The organism is Streptomyces sp. NPDC085931 (genome assembly GCF_044540565.1).
Classification (GTDB): domain Bacteria; phylum Actinomycetota; class Actinomycetes; order Streptomycetales; family Streptomycetaceae; genus Streptomyces.
The window spans coordinates 1-22,115 of record NZ_JBITSK010000023.1 but is presented as its reverse complement, the minus strand read 5'-3'; the positions used below and the strand labels follow the sequence as shown (position 1 = coordinate 22,115).

Annotated in this window: 16 protein-coding genes and 1 pseudogene; 6 read left to right on the top strand and 11 right to left on the bottom strand. The window is 73.3% G+C overall.

Annotated elements, in window-relative coordinates; translation table 11 throughout:
- Positions 1 to 64: 64 nt before the first annotated feature.
- From ACIGAN_RS33720 to ACIGAN_RS33705, 4 genes are all read right to left on the bottom strand, one after another.
- Positions 65 to 1,279 carry a serine/threonine-protein kinase gene (locus ACIGAN_RS33720; RefSeq protein WP_399863227.1) on the bottom strand — a complete coding sequence of 405 codons (1,215 nt, stop codon included), beginning with the start codon at positions 1,277 to 1,279 and terminating at the stop codon, positions 65 to 67.
- A 92-nt stretch (positions 1,280 to 1,371) separates the two neighbouring features.
- On the bottom strand, positions 1,372 to 3,282 hold the full coding sequence (locus ACIGAN_RS33715; protein ID WP_399863326.1) for a serine/threonine-protein kinase: 1,911 nt from the start codon (positions 3,280 to 3,282) through the stop codon (positions 1,372 to 1,374).
- Positions 3,283 to 3,460: 178 nt separating this feature from the next.
- Entirely contained in the window at positions 3,461 to 6,013 is a 2,553-nt protein-coding gene (locus tag ACIGAN_RS33710; RefSeq protein WP_399863226.1) for a protein kinase, read from the bottom strand.
- A 154-nt stretch (positions 6,014 to 6,167) separates the two neighbouring features.
- Positions 6,168 to 8,195: a serine/threonine-protein kinase gene (locus ACIGAN_RS33705; protein WP_399863224.1), complete on the bottom strand. Its 2,028-nt coding sequence runs from the start codon at positions 8,193 to 8,195 to the stop codon at positions 6,168 to 6,170.
- Positions 8,196 to 8,588: 393 nt separating this feature from the next.
- Between ACIGAN_RS33705 and ACIGAN_RS33700 the strand changes: the two genes are divergently transcribed.
- Entirely contained in the window at positions 8,589 to 9,632 is a 1,044-nt protein-coding gene (locus tag ACIGAN_RS33700; RefSeq protein ID WP_399863221.1) for a serine hydrolase domain-containing protein, read from the top strand.
- A gap of 89 nt (positions 9,633 to 9,721) precedes the next feature.
- Here ACIGAN_RS33700 and ACIGAN_RS33695 read toward each other — a convergent pair whose 3' ends face one another.
- Positions 9,722 to 11,428, bottom strand: a complete 1,707-nt coding sequence (locus ACIGAN_RS33695) for a glycerol-3-phosphate dehydrogenase/oxidase (RefSeq protein ID WP_365735609.1) — start codon at positions 11,426 to 11,428, stop codon at positions 9,722 to 9,724.
- A gap of 271 nt (positions 11,429 to 11,699) precedes the next feature.
- Here ACIGAN_RS33695 and ACIGAN_RS33690 point away from each other — a divergent pair, with 271 nt between their 5' ends.
- The gene (locus ACIGAN_RS33690) at positions 11,700 to 12,908 is read left to right on the top strand and encodes a nucleotide sugar dehydrogenase (protein ID WP_399863218.1); all 1,209 of its coding nucleotides are present in this window, start codon (positions 11,700 to 11,702) and stop codon (positions 12,906 to 12,908) included.
- A 544-nt stretch (positions 12,909 to 13,452) separates the two neighbouring features.
- Here the strand turns inward: ACIGAN_RS33690 and ACIGAN_RS33685 are convergent.
- The 4 genes from ACIGAN_RS33685 to ACIGAN_RS33670 all read right to left on the bottom strand — a co-directional run bounded on the left by ACIGAN_RS33685 (position 13,453) and on the right by ACIGAN_RS33670 (position 18,024).
- Complete coding sequence (locus ACIGAN_RS33685; RefSeq protein ID WP_365735613.1) at positions 13,453 to 14,577, bottom strand: GuaB3 family IMP dehydrogenase-related protein; 1,125 nt, start codon at positions 14,575 to 14,577, stop codon at positions 13,453 to 13,455.
- Between the two features lie 105 nt (positions 14,578 to 14,682).
- Complete coding sequence (gene guaB, locus ACIGAN_RS33680) at positions 14,683 to 16,185, bottom strand: IMP dehydrogenase (RefSeq protein WP_365735614.1); 1,503 nt, start codon at positions 16,183 to 16,185, stop codon at positions 14,683 to 14,685.
- Between the two features lie 149 nt (positions 16,186 to 16,334).
- Positions 16,335 to 16,922, bottom strand: a complete 588-nt coding sequence (locus ACIGAN_RS33675) for a sigma-70 family RNA polymerase sigma factor (protein WP_030233658.1) — start codon at positions 16,920 to 16,922, stop codon at positions 16,335 to 16,337.
- A 490-nt stretch (positions 16,923 to 17,412) separates the two neighbouring features.
- Complete coding sequence (locus ACIGAN_RS33670; RefSeq protein WP_003948568.1) at positions 17,413 to 18,024, bottom strand: response regulator transcription factor; 612 nt, start codon at positions 18,022 to 18,024, stop codon at positions 17,413 to 17,415.
- Between the two features lie 380 nt (positions 18,025 to 18,404).
- Between ACIGAN_RS33670 and ACIGAN_RS33665 the strand changes: the two genes are divergently transcribed.
- A complete protein-coding gene (locus tag ACIGAN_RS33665) occupies positions 18,405 to 18,734 on the top strand; it encodes a WhiB family transcriptional regulator (protein ID WP_365093139.1) in 330 nt (109 codons plus the stop codon).
- A gap of 109 nt (positions 18,735 to 18,843) precedes the next feature.
- Here the strand turns inward: ACIGAN_RS33665 and ACIGAN_RS33660 are convergent, their stop codons facing one another.
- Positions 18,844 to 19,740: a LysR family transcriptional regulator gene (locus tag ACIGAN_RS33660; protein WP_365093136.1), complete on the bottom strand. Its 897-nt coding sequence runs from the start codon at positions 19,738 to 19,740 to the stop codon at positions 18,844 to 18,846.
- Between the two features lie 90 nt (positions 19,741 to 19,830).
- Between ACIGAN_RS33660 and ACIGAN_RS33655 the strand changes: the two genes are divergently transcribed.
- The 3 genes from ACIGAN_RS33655 to ACIGAN_RS33645 all read left to right on the top strand — a co-directional run bounded on the left by ACIGAN_RS33655 (position 19,831) and on the right by ACIGAN_RS33645 (position 21,874).
- A complete protein-coding gene (locus tag ACIGAN_RS33655; RefSeq protein ID WP_365093133.1) occupies positions 19,831 to 20,499 on the top strand; it encodes an MOSC domain-containing protein in 669 nt (222 codons plus the stop codon).
- 94 nt (positions 20,500 to 20,593) lie between these two features.
- A complete protein-coding gene (locus ACIGAN_RS33650; protein WP_399863213.1) occupies positions 20,594 to 21,367 on the top strand; it encodes an SDR family NAD(P)-dependent oxidoreductase in 774 nt (257 codons plus the stop codon).
- 69 nt (positions 21,368 to 21,436) lie between these two features.
- On the top strand, positions 21,437 to 21,874 hold the full coding sequence (locus ACIGAN_RS33645) for an ester cyclase (protein WP_399863211.1): 438 nt from the start codon (positions 21,437 to 21,439) through the stop codon (positions 21,872 to 21,874).
- Positions 21,875 to 22,015: 141 nt separating this feature from the next.
- On the opposite strand, the pseudogene ACIGAN_RS33640 reads toward ACIGAN_RS33645, so the two are convergent.
- A pseudogene (locus tag ACIGAN_RS33640) lies at positions 22,016 to 22,115 on the bottom strand (IS481 family transposase); the annotation flags it as partial.

Below are 22,115 nucleotides of genomic sequence, written 5' to 3'. Positions count from 1 at the left end.
CGTATCCACCAGGGACGCGAGCCGGTCACCGACCCGTGACTTCCGGCCGGGGGTTATGTCCCCTTCAGGGCGCTTCGGGAGGCACCGGCCGGCTCGCGGTGCCGGTGGGTGCGGTCACGGGGGCGCTCGGCGTGGAGGGCCGGGCCGTGGGCGTCTTGGTCACCGAGGGCGCTGGACGGGTCGGCGGCGTGACGCCGTCGCCGTTGCTCTCGTCCCGGAGCAGGGCCGCCGCGGACACCCCCGCACCCGCCACGGCGGCGACCAGCAGCGCGGCCACGAGCACCCGCCGGGTGGGCTGCCCCGCAAAGGGCTCCTCCCGCCGGCCCGCCATGCCCATCGGCGGCGCGGACGGCCGCGCACCGGCCTCGACGCCCGTGTCCGGGGACGGTCCGCGCGCCGCGTCCCACGCCGCCGGCACGTACCCGGGCGGCGGCGCGAGCGGCGTCCGGCCCGTCTCCCGGAACGCCCGCAGCATCCGCTCCGCCCGGTCCGCGTCCAGACGGCGGTCCGGGTCCCGTTCCAGCAGGCCCCGCACGACGGGCAGCAGCGGCCCGGCCTGCGGGGGTGGCTGGATGTCGCCGACGACGACCGCGTGCAGGATGCCGCCCAGCGAGTCGCGGTGGAACGGCGACTCGCCGCTGAGGGCCGCGCACAGCAGCGCGCCCAGCGACCACAGGTCGGACTCGGGCCCGGTCCTGACCCCGGCCATCCGCTCCGGCGCGGTGTACTCGGGCGAACCGACGAAGGAGCCGTTCTCGGTGAGCGTGGGGGCGCCCTGGACCTGGGCGATGCCGAAGTCGGTGAGCACGACCCGGTCGGTGCCCTCCTCCAGCAGCACGTTCTCGGGCTTGAGGTCGCGGTGCAGCACCCCGGCCGCGTGCGCGGTGCGCAGGGCGCCCAGCAGGGCGATGCCGATGCGCGCGGCCTCGGCGGGGTCGACCGGGCCCCGGCCGGCGATCCGGTCGGCGAGCGACCCGCCCTCGATCAACTCCATGACGATGTACGGGCGTTCACCGTCCTCGACGACATCGTGGACGACGATGATGTGCGGGTGGCTCAACTGGGCCACGGCCCGGGCCTCACGCAGCGTACGGTCCCGTCGGCGGCGCGCCTGAGCCGTCGAGGGCGTCTCGTCGTAGGGGAGCTCCTTGACGGCCACGCTCCGGCCGAGCAACTGGTCCGTCGCCCGCCAGACCACGCCCATGCCCCCGCGCCCGAGCCTCTCCTCGAGCCGGTAACGGCCCGCGATGACACGCATGTTGTGCCCCTCGGTCCCCATGCGGCCATGATGCCCCACCGGACGGAACCGCTCCGGGGCGGCGAAACGCGGGTGGCCGAAAGCGACATCCCGGCATCAGGGACCGGGCGGTCTCAGGAGGTCTTCTCCTGCCACCCCTGCAGCAGCGCGGTGAACTGCTTGCGCGCCTTCGCCCAGTCCGACGCGGGGGCCGACATGTAGAGCGCGTACTCGGTGCCGTCGCGGGCGACGTACGTCTCCTCGATGGCCCGGCGCGGACCGGGGAACGGGGTGTCCTTGGCGCGCGCGGTCCAGGTGTACTCCCACAGGGCGCCGTTGCGGTCGCGGTAGACGTTGCGCTCCAGCACGACCCGCCGGTAGTCGACCAGGCGCTTCAACTGCTGCTCCAGGTCGAGCTGGTGGGCGTACGGGTCGGCGAAGTCCGGGGAGGTGTCGACGGCGATCCTGACGAACTGCCGTCCGCCGTCCGGTGAGTAGTCGATCTGCCGGAGCTCGCCCTGCGGGCCGAAGGGCGTGCGCTTCCAGCCCTCGGGCAGGTACAGGCTGAAACCGGCCGGGTCGTCGCGGCGGGTCCAGCCGTCCGGGACCGAACTCCCCGCCTTCGCCGAGGGCCCGACGGAGCCGGACGCGGTCCCGGGCGTGCGCCGGGAGTCGTCCCACTGCTGCAGGACCACGGCCGTGCCCCCGCCGATGAGGGCCGCGAGCGCGACGACCAGAGCGAGGCCGCGCAGCCGGCGCCGTCGCCCGGAACCGGCCGGCCGGCCCGGACCTGACGCCTGCCCGGCCCCGTACGTCTGCGAGGCGCCGTACGGCTGTGCCTCGCCGTACGCCTGTGCCCCGCCGTGCGCCGGTGCTCCACCGTTCGGCTGTCCCGCCGCGGGCCGCTGATGCGGTCCGTACGCGTGCGGGTCCGTCCCCGGCGCGCCCGGCACGGAGGACCCGGACGCCGGTGTTCCGGTCGCCGGGGTGCCGGCCTGCGGCGGCAACGGCACCCCGGTGTGCGAGCCCGAGCCGCCCCGACCGGTGTCATTCCCGCCGGTGCCGTACGGGCCCGTGCCGTTGGAGCCCGTGCCGTTGAAGCCGGTGCCGTCGGAGCCGGTGCTGTTCAGGCCCGCGCCCCTACCGGCCGTTCCCGGGCCGCCGTTGCCCTCCCGGTAGGGCTGCGTGCCCCCGTACCGGGTCGGCACATACGCCTGCGCCCCGCTCGGCCGCCGCCCCTCCGCCGCCTCGGCGAGCATCTGCTCGGCCTCGGACGGGTCGGGCCGGGTCGCGGGGTCCTTGCGCAGCAGCGCGGTGATGACGGGCGCGAGCGGACCGGCGTACCGGGCCTCGGCGGCCTCCTCCTCGACCACGGCCTGCATCGTCGTCAGCGGCGTGGTGCGGCGGAACGGCGAGCGTCCCTCGACGGCCGTGTACAGCGTCGCGCCGAGCGCCCACAGGTCGGAGGACGGGCCGGGGTCGTGGCCGCGCACCCGCTCGGGCGCCAGGTAGTCCACCGAGCCGACGACCTCGCCGGTCCGGGTGATGGTCGTGTCGCCCTCGATCTGGGCGATGCCGAAGTCGGTGAGCAGGACCCGTCCGTCGCGGGCGAGCAGCACGTTGCCCGGCTTGATGTCGCGGTGCAGGACCCCGGCGGTGTGCGCGGCGCGCAGCGCCCGCAGCACCCACAGTCCGATGCGCGCCGCCTCGCGCGGCTCGACGCGCCCCTCCTCCTTGACCGCGTCGGCCAGTGAGCGGCCCTCGACCAGCTCCATCACGATCCAGGGGCGGCCGTCGTGCTCCAGCACGTCGTGCACCGTGACGACGGCGGAGTGGTTGATGCGCGCCGCGGCCCTGGCCTCGGCCCGGGTGCGGGCCAGCAGGATGGCCTGCTCGCTCTCGGAGACGTAGAGGGCGGCCGTCAATTCCTTGATGGCCACCGCACGGTGCAGCACCTCGTCATGCGCACGCCACACCCGGCCCATCCCGCCGCTGCCGATGGCGTCGGCCAGCCGGTAGCGGCCCGCGACGAGCCGGCCCTGCATCTGATTCACGTTGCCCCGCAATGGTTTTGACAGGGTCAGCGTAAGGACACGCCCTAGCCCAGGGAACAAGCGGGGTGCCACGGTGACCGCACTGTGACGGTTGTCGCCTGCCGGGACGGGAGTGACCGAAGAGGTGACCCGGGGTGGGACCGGAGCGGACCGGCGGCACGCCCCTCGCTCAGCCCGTCACCCGGTAGGTGGCCGCCGCCTGCTCGTAGAACCGCGTCACCTCGTCCCGGTCCGCCTCCGGGCCGCGCACCTGGACCACGTGGTAGCGCCCGCCGACCAGCATCGCCAGGTTGCGCACGTACAGCTCGCCCCCGTCGTCCCCGGTCCAGGTGAACTGCCCCTCGGCCATGGTGCGCCCGCCCACCTCGATCGTCTTCAGCCCGGTGGAGGTGGCCCAGCTGGAGTCGCGGTACGGCTGCAACTCCCGCTCCCGCTCCCGCTGGTAGGCCATCGGGTCGCTGCCGTACTCCGACGCCTTGTCCCGGCCCGGTACGACGATCAGCTCGAAGTCGCCCCGGGCGTAGACGACCTGGCCGTTGCCACCGCGCTCGGTGCGGTCCCAGCCCTTGGCGACCGCGACCTGGAAACCGGCCGGGTCCTTGCGCAGGGTGAAGCCGTCGGCGGCGCCGGGGCCGGTGGTCTGCGTCTCGGAGGAACCGGCCGAGGTCGACGGGCTCTTCTCCGGTGCCGGCGAGGTCTGGTCGGGCCTCGGCTCGCTGCTGGCGTCCGGCTCGGGCGCCCGGCTCGCCTCGCCGGCGGCGCCGGTGCGGTCCGCGCCCTGCGTGCCGCCGGTGTCCGACTTGGGCATGAAGAGCATGGCGTAGGCGATCGCCGCGGCCATCGCGAGCAGCACCAGCACGAGGAGGGTGCGGCCGAGCCGGTGCGGTGAACGCGACTCCTTGGCCCGCTTGTGCCGCCCGTGGTGCGCGGGCAGCCCGGCCCGCCGCCGGCGCACCAGCTCGCCCCGCCGGCGTACGACGGGCAGCCTGCTGGCGTCGGCCGGGGGCGCCGGGACCACGTGCAGCCCGGCCTCTGGCTCCGGCGCCGAGCGCACCAGCGAGCGCAGCCAGCCGCGCAGCTCCTCGAAGTCGAGGCGCTCGGTGGGGTCCTGCCGCAGCAGCGACTCCACGACCGGCCTGAGCGGCCCGCACTCCTCGGCGTACGCGGGCGGTTCCGCGCACACCATCTGCACCAGCTCGGCCGTCGACTCCTCCGGGTAGGGCGCGTGGCCCTGCACCGCGCGGAAGAGCAGCGCGCCCAGTGCCCACAGGTCGGTGGCGGGGCCGATGGGGGCGGCCAGCTGCCAGTTCTCGTGCACGGGTCCGGCCTGCTCCGGCGCCCAGCGTTCGGTGACGGGCCCGACGACCGCCATCCGGGCCTGCCGCGCCCGCTCGGCGGCCAGGGCCGTGGCCGGGCCGCGCCGGGGCGCGGGGGTGTCGGCGACCAGGTCGTCCCACCGGGCGGGCTCGGCCGCCTGGGGGCCCGGGGGGAGGGCCGCCTGCTCCTGGCCCTGCGGCGCGGCGCCGCCGCCGGTGCCGCGGGGCGTGGCGCCGTGCCAGGCGGTGGTGCGGGGCCTGCCGCCCACGCCGTAGGGGTCGGCTATCCGCCCCGGCGGGGACGCGTCGGGTGCCGTGCCCTGCCCGGGCACGTACGGGGTGGGCGCCGCGCCGTTGCCGGGGGAGCCCGGTCCACCGCCCGGGGCGGGCCGGGCGCCGGGCAGCGCGCGGGTGTTCTGCTGGGCCTCCTGGACCCGCGCGGCGGCCCGGGCTCCCGCCCGGTAGGCCGCGATGGCCCCGGCGCGCGCGGCCCGGGGGTCGCTGTCGTCCGGACTCCGCCGCGCGGGCACGACCGGTCCCCCACCCGCCGTGTCCACCCCGGCCGCGGGCAGTCCCCTGGCCTCCCGCGCCTCTATGGCGGCGCGCCGCGCGGCCTCCGGGTCACCCGCGCCGCCGATGCCGACCGGCCCACCGGCACCGCCGATACCGACCGGCCCACCGGCACCGCCCTGACCACCGGGGCCGCCCCGGACGCCCCCGCCGTCGATCGGTCCGGCCCCGGGGCCGCCGCTCTCGGGCCCCTGGCCGGGCGGGGCTTCCTCGAAGGCGGGCGGCGGCACCGGGTCGTACCCGCACAGCGCCTCCTCCGCCGCGCCCACCGCGAGACCGGTCAGCATGACCCGGCCGTCGTCGCAGACGAGGACCGTCCGGGCGGTGATGTTCCGGTGCACCCAGCCATGGGCATGCAGCACCCGCAGTGCCATGAGCACGTCGGAGGCCACCTCGGCCGCCCGGTAGGGCGTCAGGGGCTTCTCGGCGAGCAGCGCCGCCAGCGGGCGCGCGGCCACCAGCTCGCTGACGATCCACAGCGAACCGCCCTCGGCGAACACGTCGAAGACCTGGTCGAGCCGCGGATGGTCGGGGATGGCCGCCGCTGCCTGCGCGGCCTCGACCGCGCGCAGCACCACCGGGTCCGTGGGCCGCCGTACGCCCGGGCGGGCACCGGGCCGCCGCGCCTGCCCGTCACGGGCCGTGAAACCGTCGGGCAGTCCCTCCGCGTCGAGGACCTCCGCCTCGACCACCTCCGGCAACGGCACCTGCCGGACCAGGACTTCCTGTCCGCTGTAGGTGTCGAAGGCCCGGGTCTCGGTGAGTTCGTACTCGTCGGACGGCGGCAGCGGCAGGCGGTAGCGGTCGGCGAGAACCCGTCCCGCATAGTCGTCCACGTTGCCTCCCCCGTCGGCCCGGTCGGTCACATCCGTTCGCCCCACGGTCCGTTCCGGCTGCGCACGGTCCGCAAACATTTACGATACGTGCCGCAGGCAACCCGCAATGTGGGGATGACCAGATCTGCCTCCCCAAACCCGGGGCCGCTCATGCTCAGGACTTGGGTTCGAAGGTCTTCGTCAGCGTCCGCCAGGTCTCCTTGCGCAGCTCGCCGTCCCAGTCGGCCGCCTTCGCCGTGTACATCAGCGCGTACCCCTGCCGGTCGTCGACGACGAACCCGCGGTCGATCGTCCGGTACTTGGTGCCGCCGTCCGTGTAGGTGAACTCCCAGTCGGCGGTGTTCCAGCCGCGGTAGTCCACCTTCTCTATTCGGATCTTCTTGTACTGCGCGCGCTGCATGTAGCGCTCCTGGTTCTCCCAGTCCGCCACCGGGTCGCCCTTGGGCGTGGAGGTCCAGGCGATGAGCAGCTTCTGCCCGTCGGGGCCGGTGAACCGGTCGCCGGCCGCACCCGTGGACTGGTACTTCCAGCCCTTCGGCAGGCCGATCGAGTACCCCTGGTTCCCCTGGTGCGTCGACGTGGCCGCGGTGTCGTCGCCGCCGGAGGAGCCGCTGCCGGCCGAGGCGCCGGAACCGGAGCCGCTGCCGGGTGTGCCGGTGGAGGCCGGGCCGGAGGGCTCGGGGCTCTTCGCGCCGTCCGTGCGCGTGCCGTCGCTCTCGTCGCCCTTGGTGTCGGGGCTGCTCGGCGCGGTGGCGGCGGTCTTGTCCCCGCCCTCTCCGGCGCCCTGCGAGCCCTTGTCGTCGCCGCCGAGCGTCAGGGCGAGCACCGTGCCGATCACGGCGAGCACCACCACCACCGCGATGATCAGCAGTGTCCGCCGCGGCACCACGTCGGTGAGCGGCGCGCGCGGAGCGGGCCTCGGCGGCAGGTCCGGCGGGGACATCACGGGCCACCCCGAACTCCCCGCCGCGGAGGCCGTCGTCGCCTTCTTCCCACCGGCTCCGGCGGACGGCTCCGCGGCCGGCGTCCCCGGACTCGGTGCCGTCCCGGCGGCCGCGCCCGCGGCCCCGGCCCGCTTCGCCCCGCCGTCCGTCCCGGTGGTGGAGGCCTCGGCCGCCCCGGACCCTGCCGAGGCGGCGGCAGCCGATCCCGTCGCGGCCTTGCGCACCGACCGCAGGGCTCCGCGCAGCCGCTCCCCGGCCTCCTCGCCCCGCTTGCCTGCGGCAGCGCCCGAACTGCCCTTGCCGGACGACCTGTCCGGCTGCGCGGGCAGCGGCACGACCCTCGTCGCGTCCAACGGCTCCGCCTCCGCCTTGGCGGGCGCGTGGATGACCGCGTTGAGCATCGCCCGGGCGCCCGCGTCGTCGAGCCGCTGGGCGGGATCCTTGGTGAGCAGACCGTGGATGACGTCCCGCAGCGGACCCGCGTTCTTCGGCTCCTCCAGCGGCTCGGTCATCACGGCCGTCAGCGTCGCTATGGCCGAACCCTTGTCGTACGGCGGCGCGCCCTCCACCGCCGCGTACAGCAGCCCGCCGAGGGACCACAGGTCGGCCGCCGGGCCCGGCTTGTGCCCGCGCGCCCGCTCCGGGGAGATGTAGGAGGGCGCGCCGACGAGCATGCCGGTCGAGGTGATGGACGGGTCGCCCTCGACCTGGGCGATGCCGAAGTCGGTGAGCACGACCCGGCCGTCCTCGGCGATCAGCACGTTGGAGGGCTTCACGTCGCGGTGCAGGATGCCCTCGCGGTGCGCGGAGCGCAGCACGTCCAGCACGGCGAGCCCGACCTCGGCGGCGCGCTTCGGTTCGAGGAGGCCGTCCTCCCGGATCACCTCGGCGAGCGACTTGCCCTCGACGAGTTCCATGACGATCCAGGGCCGGTCGTCCTCCTGGACCACGTCGTAGACCGTCACGGCGCTGTTGTTGCGGATCCGCGCGATCGCCTTGGCCTCGCGCAGCGTCCGCGTGATCAGCCGCCGCTTCTCGTCCTCGTCGATGTTGCCCGGGAACCGCAGTTCCTTGACGGCGACCGTCCGCCCCAGGGTCTCGTCCTGGGCCCGCCAGACCGTGCCCATGCCCCCGCGGCCCAGCACTTTGCCCAGCCGGTAACGCCCCGCGAGGAGACGCTCCTTGTTGTCCTGACGAGTGTCCTGACGAGATGTGCCCGCCCGCTCCGCCTCCGACATGCGTCCCCTCATACAACCCGCCCTGACAGAGCCTCCATTGTCTCTCACCCGACAAGTGCCCAGTGCCCAGGGGGCCCCTGGCGAGACGCCCCACCGGCCCGTCCCACCGGAACCCGCCTGCGGCCCGCCCGGCACCTCCCTGCATGATGGGCCCCCGGCACCCGCCGCCCGGGGCCTCTTCGGCCCCGACACCCGGGTACCCCGTTCCCCGACGTCTCCTACACCCGGACCCCCGACACTCCGGCATTTCGACGCCCCGTCACCCCGAAACCCCCACACGCCTCAACACCCCCACGCCCCAGGCATCCCGACACCCCGCACGACCCGACACTCCGCACGATCCGACGACCCGACGACCCGACGACCCGACGACCCGACCAGGGAGGTGCCCGCTTGCCGTCGTTGCGGACGTTGCTGGTCCTGCCCGTGGCCGTGGTCCTGCTCGGACTGCCACCCGCCGATTCCTCGGCGTCGTCGGCGCCGCCCGCGGACGCCGTGCTGCCGTTGCTGGTGACCCGGGGCCGGGCCCCCGCCGCGGCCCTGCTGACCCGGGAGGGGACCACCACCCGCTATGCCGGGGCCGGGCACGGCATCGCCCGGTCGGACCACTTCCGCGCCGGCAGCATCACGAAGACGTTCATCGCCACCGTCGTGCTGCAACTGGCAGCCGAGGAACGGCTGTCGCTGTCCGACACGGTGGAGCAGCACCTGCCCGGTCTGGTGCGGGGCGCGGGCAACGACGGCCGCGCGCTGACCCTGCGCTCCCTGCTCTCCCACACCAGCGGGCTGTACGACTTCACCGCGGCCACCCACGGAACCGCGCCCGTCACACCCGATCAGGCCGTGCGCATGGCTCTCACCCACCCTCCGGCCGCACGCGGCCGCTTCTCCTACTCGAACACCAACTACGTCCTGCTCGGCATGGTCATCGAGCAGGTCACCGGCGCCTCCTACGCCACCGAGGCCGAGCGCCGCATCATCGCTCCGCTGGGTCTGACGGGCACCTCCTTTCCTGGATCCCGCTCCTCGCTGCCCTCCCCGCTCGGCCGCTCCTACGCGGCCGACGGCACCGACGTCACCGATCTCGACCCGCGGGCAGCCGGAGCCGCGGGCGAGCTGGTGACCACCCTGGCCGATCTGGACCGCTTCTTCGCGGCCCTGCTCGACGGCCGGCTGCTGCCCCCGCACCGGCTGCGCGAGATGCTCGACACCCGTGCCGCACACGGCGCGTACGGCTTGGGGCTGTTTCCCGAGAAACTTCCGTGCGGCACGACGGTGTGGGGGCACAACGGGCACATATCCGGCAGCTACGTGCGCAGCGCGGCCACCGTCGACGGCCGGCGTGTCCTCACCTTCCGCGTGAACACGGACGCGATAGCCGATCCCGGTCTCGAACCCGCGGTGCTCGCGGCCGAGTTCTGCTCCCGCACCCCGTAGAACGACCGGGTCCCGAACAGAGATCCCACCCCCCGCCACTCGTTCGGGTGATCTGAGGCGGGCTCACCAGGCGGGAACCGGCGCGGCGATCACAACGGCACGATGTCCGGCGCCCCCAGCCGCGCCGCGTCCGCCGTCAGGTCGTCCGGCTGCCGCTGCGACTCCCGCTCGGCCTCCACCCGCTTCTCGTAGTGCTGGACCTCGCGCTCGATCTGGTCCTTGTCCCAGCCGAGGACCGGCGCCATCAGCTCGGCGGCGTCCCGCGCGCTGCGCGTGCCGCGGTCGAAGGTCTCGATCGAGATGCGCGTCCGCCGGGTCAGCACGTCGTCCAGATGGCGCGCACCCTCGTGCGACGCCGCGTAGACGATCTCGGCGCGGAGGTAGTCGTCGGCCGCCGGCAGCGGCTCCCCGAGCGCCGGGTCCTGGGCGATGAGTTCGAGGAGTTCCTCCGTCATCGCCCCGTACCGGTTGAGCAGGTGCTCCACACGCACCACGTGCAGTCCGGTGCGGGCGGCGATCCGCGCCCGCGCGTTCCACAGGGCCCGGTAGCCCTCGGCGCCCAGCAGCGGCACCTCCTCGGTGACGCACTCGGCGACCCGCATGTCGAGGCCGTGCACCGCCGCGTCCACCGCGTCCTTGGCCATGACCCGGTAGGTCGTGTACTTGCCGCCCGCCACGACGACCAGGCCGGGCACCGGGTGCGCCACCGTGTGCTCGCGCGAGAGCTTGCTGGTGGCGTCCGACTCGCCGGCGAGCAGGGGCCGAAGGCCGGCGTAGACGCCCTGGACGTCGTCCCGCGTGAGGGGCACCGCGAGGACCGAGTTCACATGCTCCAGCAGGTAGTCGATGTCCGCGCTGGAGGCGGCCGGGTGGGCCTTGTCGAGGTCCCAGTCGGTGTCCGTGGTGCCGACGATCCAGTGCCGGCCCCAGGGGATGACGAACAGCACGGACTTCTCCGTGCGCAGGATGAGCCCGGTCGTGGAGTGGATCCGGTCGCGCGGCACGACCAGGTGGATGCCCTTGGACGCCCGGACGTGGAACTGGCCGCGCTCACCCACCATGGCCTGGGTGTCGTCCGTCCACACACCGGTGGCGTTGACGACCTGCTTGGCGCGGATCTCGTACTCGCCGCCGCCTTCGACGTCCTGCACCTTCGCGCCGACGACCCGCTCGCCCTCGCGCAGGAAGCCCGTGACCCGCGCGCGGTTGGCGGCCTTCGCGCCATACGCCACCGCCGTGCGCACCAGCGTCGCGACGTAGCGGGCGTCGTCCATCTGGGCGTCGTAGTACTGCAACGCCCCGACCAGCGCGTCCTTCTTCAAGCAGGGCGCCACGCGCAGGGCGTGACCGCGCGTCAGATGCCGGTGCATGGGCAGGCCCCGGCCGTGCCCGCGCGCCATGGACATGGCGTCGTACATCGCGACGCCCGACCCGGCGTACAGCCGCTCCCAGCCCTTGTGCTGCAGGGGATACAGGAACGGCACGGGCTTCACCAGGTGCGGGGCGAGCCGCTCCAGCAGCAGGCCGCGCTCCTTCAGGGCCTCCCTGACCAGGGCGAAGTCGAGCATCTCCAGGTAGCGCAGGCCGCCGTGGATCAGCTTGCTGGACCGGCTGGAGGTGCCGGACGCCCAGTCCCGCGCCTCGACCAGGCCCGTGGACAGGCCTCTGGTGACGGCGTCGAGAGCGGTGCCCGCGCCGACCACGCCTGCGCCCACGACCAGCACGTCCAGCTCGCGCTCGGCCATCGATGCGAGGGACTCGGCGCGCTGCGCCGGTCCGAGTGTCGCTGTCCTCACCGCTGCCTCCCGCTCATCGGTCGCGCCGACCGCACCCGTCGGGCGCAGCCCCGTCCGTATCCCCCTGCCCAGATTCTGACCGGGTTGCCCGACTTCAGCCACCACGGGCCCTCAGCCTGTGGACAACGGTCACGGAACACTCACCGAAACTCGGCCGACCAATCCCGCATATCGGTCATATTTACTCCTAGTCTGACATTGCGCTCGCCCGTCCTGTCCACAGGGCTTGCGCACCTGTCCCACTTCGGTTATCGGGAAGGACGGCCACGCCATGCCCGCAGATCTCGCCGTCATCGGACTCGGCCCGTACGGCCTGCCCCTGGCCCAGGCCGCCGTCACCGCAGGCATCCCCACCCTCGGCTACCGGACCGGCCCGGAGGCCGGTTCGCTGAGCCCCGCCGAGCTGCGCCGGATGCTCTCGGGGGGCTTCCGGCCGGCCACCGACCCGGCCGAGCTGGGCCGGGTCCGCACCGCGGTGCTCTGCCCGCCGACGCCGCCGGGCGCGGACGGCACGCTCGACCTCGGACAGCTGGAGGCCGCCGCGCGCACCCTGGCGGCGCACCTGCGCCCGCACACCACGGTGATCCTGGAGTCACCGGTGCACCCGGGGACGACGGGGGACTTCCTGCGCCCGCTCCTCGAAGAGGGCTCCGGCCTGCGCGCGGGCCGCGACTTCCACCTGGCGTACTCCCCCAGCCGTGTCGACCCCGGCAACCGCGACGTCCCGCCCGCCACCACCCCGAAGGTCATCGGCGGTCTCACCCCGGCCTGCACGGAGTCGGCCGCCGCGTTCTACGGCAGGCTGACGGACAAGGTGGTACGCGCGCGTGGACTGCGAGAGGCGGAGACCGTACGACTGCTGGAGACGAACTACCGGCACGTGAACATCGCCCTCGTCAACGAGATGGCGGTCCTCTGCCACGACCTCGGCGTCGACCTGTGGGACGTCATCCGCTGCGCGGAGACCAAGCCGTTCGGCTTCCAGGCCTTCCGTCCGGGCCCGGGCGTGGGCGGCCACTCCGTGCCCCAGGACCTGACCGGGCGGGCCGGCCGCGGCCTGCGCATGGTGGAGCTGGCCCAGCAGGTCAACAACCGCATGCCCGGCTACGTCGTCCAGCGCGCCGCCACGCTCCTCAACGAGCACGGCAAGTCGGCCCGGGGCGCGCGCGTGCTCCTGCTCGGCGTCACCTACAAGCCCGACCTCGCCGACCTCCAGGGCACCCCGGCACAGGAGATCGCCCAGCGGCTGATGGGACTGGGCGCGTCGGTCAGCTACCACGACCCCCACGTCCCCGCCTGGAGCGTCCTGGACCGCCCCGTCCCCCGCGCGGACTCCCTCTACGAGGCGGCGGCCGACGCGGACCTGACGATCCTGCTCCAGCAGCACCGCACGTACGACCTCCAGGGCCTGTCGGTGAAGGCCCAGCTCCTGCTGGACACCCGCGGAGCGGCCCCGACGGGGGCGGCGCACCGGTTGTGAAGGGGGGCGCGCGAGGTGCGGAAGCCTGGGGACTGCTGGCACGCGGCACCCGGCCCGGGTACCTTACGAGAACAGACGGAGCCCACCGCAGCGGCCACTGCGGCAGGCTCCTGGATGGATCACGGAGTGTCCGCCCCTAGTTCTCGTGGGGGCGGCCGCTCACCATCCGAAAATCCGCAAGATCCACCTCCTCCGGCACTGCGCCATCCGAAGACGGAGTCGGTCCCAGCGGGTGGGCTTGCGGTGGCGACCCATGGGCGCCCCCTTCCACGACGCCGCCCAGTGGCCCGGTGAACGGCTCGTCGGTGTCGGGCCGGGCCCCGAGGGCGGGGTCCGGACCGTGTCCTTGGAAGGGGGCACCCAGAAGAACCGGGGCGCCGATCACGGACACTAGCGGCACACCACCACCCCTCACCGACCCGAACGGCCCGAAGGCAACCGTGCGCCCCCCTGCGCCAACAAGCGCCCCAGCCGCGCCACTTGGGCAAGCGAAAGGGCCCGGCCACTCCCCTGAGTGGCCGGGCCCCTGCGCGTGCGGAGCGGGTTACCGCCGGTGCTGCGAGTCCGCCACCGTGACCTCGACCCGCTGGAACTCCTTCAGCTCGCTGTAGCCGGTCGTGGCCATGGCCCGCCGCAGGGCGCCGAAGAGGTTCATCGAGCCGTCGGGCGTGTGGGACGGGCCCGTGAGGATCTCCTCCAGCGTGCCGACCGTGCCGAGGGCGACCTTCTTGCCGCGCGGCAGCTCCTCGTTCACCGCCTCCATGCCCCAGTGGTGACCCTTGCCCGGGCCGTCGGTCGCGCGGGCCAGCGGGGAGCCCATCATGACCGCGTCCGCGCCGCAGGCGATCGCCTTGGGCAGGTCGCCGGACCAGCCGACCCCGCCGTCCGCGATCACGTGCACGTACCGGCCGCCGGACTCGTCCATGTAGTCGCGGCGGGCCGCGGCGACGTCGGCGACGGCCGTGGCCATCGGGACCTGGATGCCCAGCACGTTGCGCGTGGTGTGCGCGGCGCCGCCGCCGAAGCCGACCAGCACACCGGCCGCGCCCGTGCGCATCAGGTGCAGGGCGGCGGTGTACGTGGCGCAGCCGCCGACGATCACCGGGACGTCCAGCTCGTAGATGAACTGCTTCAGGTTCAGCGGCTCGTGCGAACCGGAGACGTGCTCGGCGGAGACCGTCGTACCCCGGATGACGAAGATGTCCACGCCCGCGTCCACGACCGCCTTGGAGAACTGGGCGGTGCGCTGCGGGGAGAGCGCGGCGGCGGTGACGACGCCGGAGTCGCGCACCTCCTTGATGCGCTGCCCGATCAGCTCCTCCTTGATGGGAGCGGCGTAGATCTCCTGCAGACGGCGGGTCGCGGTCTCCGAGTCCAGCTCGGCGATCTCGTCGAGCAGCGGCTGCGGGTCCTCGTAGCGCGTCCACAGGCCTTCGAGGTTCAGCACGCCCAGGCCGCCGAGTTCGCCGATGCGGATGGCGGTGGCCGGGGAGACGACCGAGTCCATGGGAGCGGCCAGGAAGGGCAGCTCGAAGCGGTAGGCGTCGATCTGCCAGGCGATCGAGACCTCCTTCGGGTCCCGCGTACGGCGGCTGGGGACGACGGCGATGTCGTCGAAGGCGTACGCCCGGCGGCCGCGCTTGCCGCGCCCGATCTCGATCTCAGTCACGTTGGTGGCCTTTCCCTGATGCGTTTCAGCGTCTTCCAGTATCGCCGACGGGCACGCCGAGGGCGGCCCCGGATGCCCCGGGGCCGCCCTCGGAAGGCCTGGCCGTTACTTGCGGCTGTAGTTCGGCGCCTCGACCGTCATCTGGATGTCGTGCGGGTGGCTCTCCTTCAGACCCGCCGACGTGATGCGGACGAAGCGGCCCTTGGACTCCATCTCCTCGATGGTGGCCGCGCCCACGTAGCCCATGGTCTGGCGCAGACCGCCGACGAGCTGGTGCAGCACGTTGGCCAGCGGGCCGCGGTAGGGCACCTGACCCTCGATGCCCTCGGGCACGAGCTTGTCGTCGGAGGCGACCTCGGCCTGGAAGTAGCGGTCCTTCGAGTACGACCGGCCCTGCCCGCGGGACTGCATCGCGCCCAGCGAGCCCATGCCCCGGTACGACTTGAACTGCTTGCCGTTGATGAACTGCAGCTCGCCCGGCGACTCCTCACAGCCGGCGAGGAGGCTGCCCAGCATCACCGTGTCGGCACCGGCGGCCAGGGCCTTGCCGATGTCGCCGGAGTACTGCAGACCGCCGTCGCCGATCAGCGGGATGCCCGCCGGGCGGGCCGCCAGGGACGCCTCGTAGATGGCGGTGACCTGCGGGACGCCGATGCCGGCGACCACGCGCGTGGTGCAGATGGAGCCGGGGCCGACACCGACCTTGATGCCGTCGACACCGGCGTCGATCAGCGCCTGGGCGCCGTCGCGCGTGGCGACGTTGCCGCCGATCACGTCGACGTTCACGCTGGACTTGATCTTCGACATCCAGCTGAGGGCGTTGCTGTTGTGGCCGTGCGAGGTGTCGACGACCAGGAAGTCCACTCCGGCCGCGGCCAGCGCCTGGGCCCGCTCCAGCGCCTCGGGGCTGGCACCGACGGCGGCGCCGACGATCAGCCGGCCCTCCGCGTCCTTGGCCGCGTTCGGGTACTGCTCGGCCTTGACGAAGTCCTTGACGGTGATCAGGCCCTTGAGGATGCCCGCGTCGTCGACCAGCGGCAGCTTCTCGATCTTGTGGCGGCGCAGCAGCTCCATGGCGTCCGGGCCGGAGATGCCGACCTTGCCGGTCACCAGGGGCATGGGCGTCATGACCTCGCGCACCTGGCGGGTGCGGTCGGTCTCGAAGGCCATGTCGCGGTTGGTGACGATGCCGAGCAGCTTGCCGTTGCCGTCGGTGACGGGGACGCCGCTGATGCGGAACTTGGCGCACAGCGCGTCGGCCTCGCCGAGCGTGGCGTCCGGGTGCACCGTGATGGGGTCGGTGACCATGCCGGACTCGGACCGCTTCACCAGGTCGACCTGGTTGACCTGGTCCTCGATGGACAGGTTGCGGTGCAGGACGCCGACGCCGCCCTGGCGGGCCATCGCGATCGCCATACGCGACTCGGTGACCTTGTCCATGGCGGCGGACAGCAGCGGGATGTTCACCCGGACGTTGCGGGAGATGCGGGACGAGGTGTCGACCGCGTTGGGGAGCACTTCCGATGCACCCGGCAGCAGCAGCACGTCGTCGTAGGTCAGCCCGAGTGTCGCGAATTTACCGGGCACTCCGTCGACGTTGGCAGTCATGACACCTTCCCCAAATGGCCTTGATCGGTGCGGATGTCCATGCTAACGGGAAGCGGCACTGTCTCATTCCACGGTTCCGGCCCGCACCGGGCTTCGTATGTTCCTACGGAAGCGGCGCACCGCCTGTTCAACGAAGGGCTCTGGCAGGCCTACTGCTCGGCCAGTGCCCGCAGCCTGCTCAGCGCCCTGTGCTGGGCGACCCGGACGGCGCCGGGTGACATTCCCAACATCTGGCCGGTCTCCTCCGCCGTCAGCCCCACCGCGATCCGCAGCAGCAGCAGCTCCCGCTGGTTCTCGGGCAGGTTGGCCAGCAGTTTCTTGGCCCATTCCGCGTCGCTGCTGAGCAGGGCGCGCTCCTCCGGCCCCAGGGAGTCGTCGGGCCGCTCGGGCATCTCGTCGGAGGGCACCGCCGTCGAGCCGGGGTGGCGCATCGCGGCGCGCTGCAGGTCGGCGACCTTGTGCGCGGCGATGGCGAAGACGAACGCCTCGAAGGGACGCCCGGTGTCCCGGTAGCGGGGCAGCGCGAGGAGGACGGCCACGCAGACCTCCTGGGCGAGGTCCTCCACGAAGTGCCGGGCGTCGCCCGGGAGGCGGGACAGCCGTGTGCGGCAGTAGCGCAGCGCCAGGGGGTGGACGTGGGCGAGCAGGTCGTGCGTGGCCTGCTCGTCTCCGTCGACGGCGCGGTGGACGAGCGCGCCGATCGCCCCTTGGGCATGGACCGCCTCGTCGTCGCGCATCGGTCCATGGTGCCCTGCGGCCGCCGGGTCCGCGGCACCGCGCCCGTTGTTGTGCACCGAAGCGTTATGAGCAGGTGCGCCGGAACTCATCCCCTGCGCCCTCCCCTTCCGCTCGACCGACTCGTCCCCGAGGAACTCCACACCCTCAAGGATGCGGCATCCGCGGCGAAACGAGCAGCGGGCACCGGGCGGACCCCCGGCCCACCCCCGCCCACCTGGCGTTCCACGCCCTCACCGCGATCGTTGCGGCCCGCCGGGCCGCCGCCGGGACCTGCCGTTCGGATCGTCCCGGGGACGTGGAGCCTCGCCCGCGTCCGCCCGGGCCCCCGGCCTCGCCCCGGCCGGGGAGGGAGCCCCCCATCGGCGCTGCCGTCGGCCACCGGCTCCCGCACGCGCGGGTGCGGCTCGCGCGGGGGCATCCGCGTGCCCCCGCTCTCCGGCGCGCGCCGGAGGCCGCGTGTCGCAGCCGGCCCGATCCGAACGACAGGCCCTAGCGCACCAGACCCCACCGGAAGCCGAGCGCCACGGCGTGGGCCCGGTCCGAGGCGCCCAGCTTCTTGAACAGGCGCCGGGCGTGCGTCTTGACCGTGTCCTCGGAGAGGAACAGCTCACGGCCGATCTCCGCGTTCGAGCGACCGTGGCTCATGCCTTCGAGCACCTGGATCTCACGCGCGGTGAGCGTGGGGGCGGCGCCCATCTCGGCCGAGCGCAGTCGGCGCGGGGCGAGCCGCCAGGTGGGGTCGGCCAGGGCCTGCGTGACCGTGGCCCGGAGCTCCGCGCGGGAGGCGTCCTTGTGCAGGTAGCCGCGGGCCCCGGCCGCGACCGCGAGGGCCACGCCGTCCAGGTCCTCGGCGACGGTGAGCATGATGATGCGCGCACCGGGGTCGGCGGACAGCAGCCGCCGGACCGTCTCGACGCCGCCCAGTCCGGGCATGCGTACGTCCATCAGAATCAGGTCCGAGCGGTCGGCCCCCCAGCGGCGGAGGACTTCCTCGCCGTTGGCCGCCGTCGTCACGCGCTCGACGCCGGGCACGGTCGCGACCGCGCGGCGGAGCGCCTCTCGGGCAAGCGGGGAGTCGTCGCAGACGAGGACGGAAGTCATGGCCGCCCTCCGCAGCTGATGCGCGTCACCTTGAGCCTCCAGGCTGGTACGAAATCGTCACCTGTGCGGTCGACCGTCTCGGACGCCTGCCCGAGCGCTTGTTCCTTCAACCGCCTCGCACTCTCAACGACGGTCACTCGAAAGAGTTACGGGGCCGGCTGCCATCTTCGGCACTCTACGTGAGGGCGCGGACACGGTGCAGATATGCGCTCCGGACCCTCGAACTTTCATCACAACCTATGCCCCATTCAGACCCATTTCTTCCGCTTTGGCAGTGTCTGGAGCTAGATTCGCAATGAGTCATATTTTCATCTCCTTAGATCGTAGTTGTACGGTCGTGGACACCGGATCCGCCAAGAACGGCTACAAGGGGTCACGTAATGGCAGATTTCTCCCGCCTTCCCGGACCGAACGCGGACCTGTGGGACTGGCAGCTGCTGGCTGCCTGTCGCGGGGTGGACAGCTCGCTCTTCTTCCATCCGGAGGGCGAACGCGGTGCGGCTCGGAGTGCTCGCGAGAACTCGGCCAAAGAGGTCTGCATGCGCTGCCCGGTGCGCGCCGAGTGCGCCGCCCACGCGCTGGCGGTGCGAGAGCCGTACGGCGTGTGGGGCGGGCTGACCGAGGACGAGCGTGAAGAGCTGATGGGGCGGGCGCGCAACCGGCTGGTGTCGGCGACGACATCCGGCGGGCACTCCGCCTCGAACAACTGAAGGAACGTTTCTTCTCAAGGCACGCGCATGCGTGCCGTTGGTTTTTGGCGTGCCTGCCGTTGGTTTTCGGCGTGCGTGCGCGCCCCGGGAGGGGTGCGCGTGGGCGGCGCTAGCGGCGGGCGGCGCGGGCCAGCTGGTCGAGCGTGGCCGCCACCGCGGGGACCTGCGCGAGGTCGGGCAGCGTCAGGGCGACGATCTCCCGCCGCACCGCCGGCTCCAGCGTCACGGTGCGCACGCCCCGGGGCCGTACGGACTCGACGGCCAGCTGGGGCAGTACGGCCACGCCGAGGCCGGCGCCGACCAGACCCACCACCGCCGGGTAGTCGTCGGTGGCGAAGTCGATGCGCGGGGTGAAGCCGGCCGTCGTGCACACCTCGACCAGCTGGCCGCGGCAGCGTGGGCAGCCCGCGATCCACGGCTCCTCGGCGAGTTCGCCGATGGCGACGGACTCCGCGTCCGCGAGCCGGTGGCGTTCCGGCACGAGCGCCACGAGCCGGTCCGACAGCAGCGGCCGTACGACGAGGTCGTCCCACTCCTCGGCGCCCGCCGCGTCCTCGTAGCGGAAGGCGAGGGCCACGTCGCAGTCGCCCTCGCGCAGCAGGCCGACGGAGGCGGGGGGCTCGGCCTCCTCCAGGGAGACGCGGGTGCCGGGGTGGGCCCGGCGCAGGGCGGCGAGGGCGGTGGGGACGAGGGTGGAGCTGCCGCTGGGGAAGGAGACGAGGCGGACGCGGCCCGCGCGCAGCCCCGCGATGGCGGCGACCTCCTCCTCCGCGGCGGTGAGCCCGGCGAGGATCCCGGCGGCGTGCCGCACCAGGGCCTCACCGGCCTGGGTCAGGCGCATCTCCCGTCCGGTGCGGATCAGCAGCGGGGTGCCGACGGACGTTTCCAGCGCCTTCATCTGCTGGCTGACGGCGGGCTGGGTGCAGCCCAGTTCCCGCCCGGCGGCGGAGAAGGAGCCGGTGGCCGCGACGGCGCGAAGGACGCGGAGATGACGAGCTTCGATCACCCTTCGAGGATAAGCGACGATAAGCGAGTCTTTGGATCTCCGCCGGATAATGCGTCGACGCTTTGGGGCCCGGTCCCCTACCGTGCGGGCATGAAGCTTCTGTCTGTGAATCTGGGCCGCGCGAAGGCTGTGCCGTACACGGACAACCCGGAGGGGGTCACGGGGATCGACAAGCGGCCGGTGGCGGGGCCGGTGCGGGTGGCCGCGCCGGGGCCCAAGGGCATCGGCGGCAGCGGGCTCGCCGGCGACGCGGTGTGCAAGCTGGAGCACCACGGCGGCGACGACCAGGCGGTGTACGCGATGGCGCGCGAGGACCTGGACGCGTGGGAGCGCGAGCTGGGCCGGACCCTGGCCGACGGCGCGTTCGGCGAGAACCTCACGACGGCGGGCCTCGACGTCTCCGGCGCCCTGATCGGCGAGCGCTGGCGCATCGGGCCCGAGGTGGTGCTGGAGGTGACCAGCGGGCGCATTCCGTGCCGCACCTTCCAGGGCCATCTGGGCGAAAAGGGCTGGGTGAAGCGCTTCACGCAGCGAGGCGCGCCCGGGGCGTATCTGCGGGTGATCGAGCCGGGCGAGATCCGGGCCGGCGACGCCGTCGAGATCGTGCACCGGCCCGGCCACGACGTGACGGTCGCCCTGCAGTTCCGGGCGGTGACGACCGAGCGGACGCTGCTGCCGCGGCTGTCGGCGGCGGGCGAGGCCCTGCACCCGGAGATCCTGCGGATGGTGCGGGAGCACGCGGAGAAGTACGGGAACTGACAGCCGCTCACCGGGCCCTTCTCCACCGACCCTTCACCGGCGAAGGGCCCGCGGGCAAGCGGACGCACGTGGTCCGGGTCACTACCCTGCTGCCATGACAACGGCTCTGATTACGGGATCGACGGCAGGCATCGGGGCCGCGTTCGCGCGGCGACTGGCGGCCGACGGGCACAACCTGGTGCTGGTCGCGCGCGACACCAGGCGGCTGCGCGAACAGGCGACCGAACTGCACGACCGGCACGGCATCGAGGCGGAGGTGCTGACGGCCGACCTCGCCGAGGACAAGGGCATCGAGGCGGTGGCCGACCGCCTGGGCGACCGCAGGAACCCCGTCGACCTGCTGATCAACAACGCCGGTTTCGCCAACAAGGGGCGCTACCTCGACGTCCCGATGGCCGACGAGCTGCGCATGCTGAAGGTGCACTGCGAGGCGGTGCTGCGGCTGACGTCGGCGGCGACGGACGCCATGCGCGAGCGGGGCCGCGGCGGTGTCGTCAACGTCGCCTCGGTGGCCGCGTTCGTGCCGCGCGGCACCTACGGCGCGTCCAAGGCGTGGGTCGTGCAGTTCACCCAGGGCGTGGCCCGTGACCTGGCCGGCAGCGGCGTACGCCTGATGGCGCTGTGCCCCGGCTTCGTCCGCACCGAGTTCCACGAGCGGGCCGGCATGGGCACGGACAACATCCCGGGCTGGATGTGGCTCGACGCGGACAAGCTGGTGGCGGCGGCCCTGCACGACCTGGCCCGCGGCAAGACGCTGTCCATCCCGGACCCGCGCTACAAGGCCCTGATGGGGGCGGCGAAGCTGGTGCCGCGGGGGATGCTGGGGGCGGTGTCGTCCAGGACGGGGCGCAAGTACGGGCCGCAGTAGGCCGGTCACGGGGCCGGTCGACGGAGCGGGCCGGCCGCCGGCGAGGGTCCGGTCGGGCGGGAGCGCCGGGTGCCGGGAGGCGGCGGTCGGTCGCACATCGTGGAGATCGTGGAGTTCCCGTCGTACGAGGACGCGATGCGCAACTCGGGGCTGCCGGAGACCGACCGGATCTTCCGGGAGATGGTGGCGCTCTGCGAGGGGACGCCGACGTTCACGGACCTCGACGTGGTGCGGGACGAGCAGCTCTGCGCGGCCACCGCGCACCGCTTCTCCTTCACCATCGAGGACCAGCTGGCGCAGGGCGACCGGGTGTGCACCCGGTGGACCTTCCACGGACGTCACACGGGCGGGTTCCTCGGCATCCCGCCGACCGGCGAGGACGTCACCATGACCGGCACGACCGTCCACCGCTGCGCGCCGGACGGCAAGCTCGCCGAGGGGTGGTGGCAGTACGACCGGCTGGGGCTGATGCAGCAGCTGGGGGCGCTGGAGCCCACGGAGCTCTGAACCGCCGCGGAAGTGCTGCGGCCCGTACGGCGCACCGGACCCGCACGGGAACCGAGACCGTCGCCGGGCCGCCAGCCCTCTGAACCGGACCAGGCTGCGCGCGGAGGCCCAGACCATCGCCGGGCCGGCGTCGCCGGGGCGCTAGTTGTATTGACCCGCAGGGTTGTTAACGCGGCTGATCGGTGGCTGGCCGCCGAGTGCGGTGTGGCAGCGGTGGTGGTTGTAGGCGTGCAGAAAGTCT

What these genes read in the sequence shown, in the direction of transcription:
- ACIGAN_RS33720 (WP_399863227.1), bottom strand. Translation starts at nt 1,279, where the DNA reads ATGGGGACCGAGGGGCACAACATGCGTGTCATCGCGGGCCGTTACCGG.
- ACIGAN_RS33715 (WP_399863326.1), bottom strand. Translation starts at nt 3,282, where the DNA reads ATGCAGGGCCGGCTCGTCGCGGGCCGCTACCGGCTGGCCGACGCCATC.
- ACIGAN_RS33705 (WP_399863224.1), bottom strand. Translation starts at nt 8,195, where the DNA reads ATGTCGGAGGCGGAGCGGGCGGGCACATCTCGTCAGGACACTCGTCAG.
- ACIGAN_RS33690 (WP_399863218.1), top strand. Translation starts at nt 11,700, where the DNA reads ATGCCCGCAGATCTCGCCGTCATCGGACTCGGCCCGTACGGCCTGCCC.
- guaB (WP_365735614.1), bottom strand. Translation starts at nt 16,185, where the DNA reads ATGACTGCCAACGTCGACGGAGTGCCCGGTAAATTCGCGACACTCGGG.
- ACIGAN_RS33675 (WP_030233658.1), bottom strand. Translation starts at nt 16,922, where the DNA reads ATGCGCGACGACGAGGCGGTCCATGCCCAAGGGGCGATCGGCGCGCTC.
- ACIGAN_RS33670 (WP_003948568.1), bottom strand. Translation starts at nt 18,024, where the DNA reads ATGACTTCCGTCCTCGTCTGCGACGACTCCCCGCTTGCCCGAGAGGCG.
- ACIGAN_RS33665 (WP_365093139.1), top strand. Translation starts at nt 18,405, where the DNA reads ATGGCAGATTTCTCCCGCCTTCCCGGACCGAACGCGGACCTGTGGGAC.
- ACIGAN_RS33655 (WP_365093133.1), top strand. Translation starts at nt 19,831, where the DNA reads ATGAAGCTTCTGTCTGTGAATCTGGGCCGCGCGAAGGCTGTGCCGTAC.
- ACIGAN_RS33650 (WP_399863213.1), top strand. Translation starts at nt 20,594, where the DNA reads ATGACAACGGCTCTGATTACGGGATCGACGGCAGGCATCGGGGCCGCG.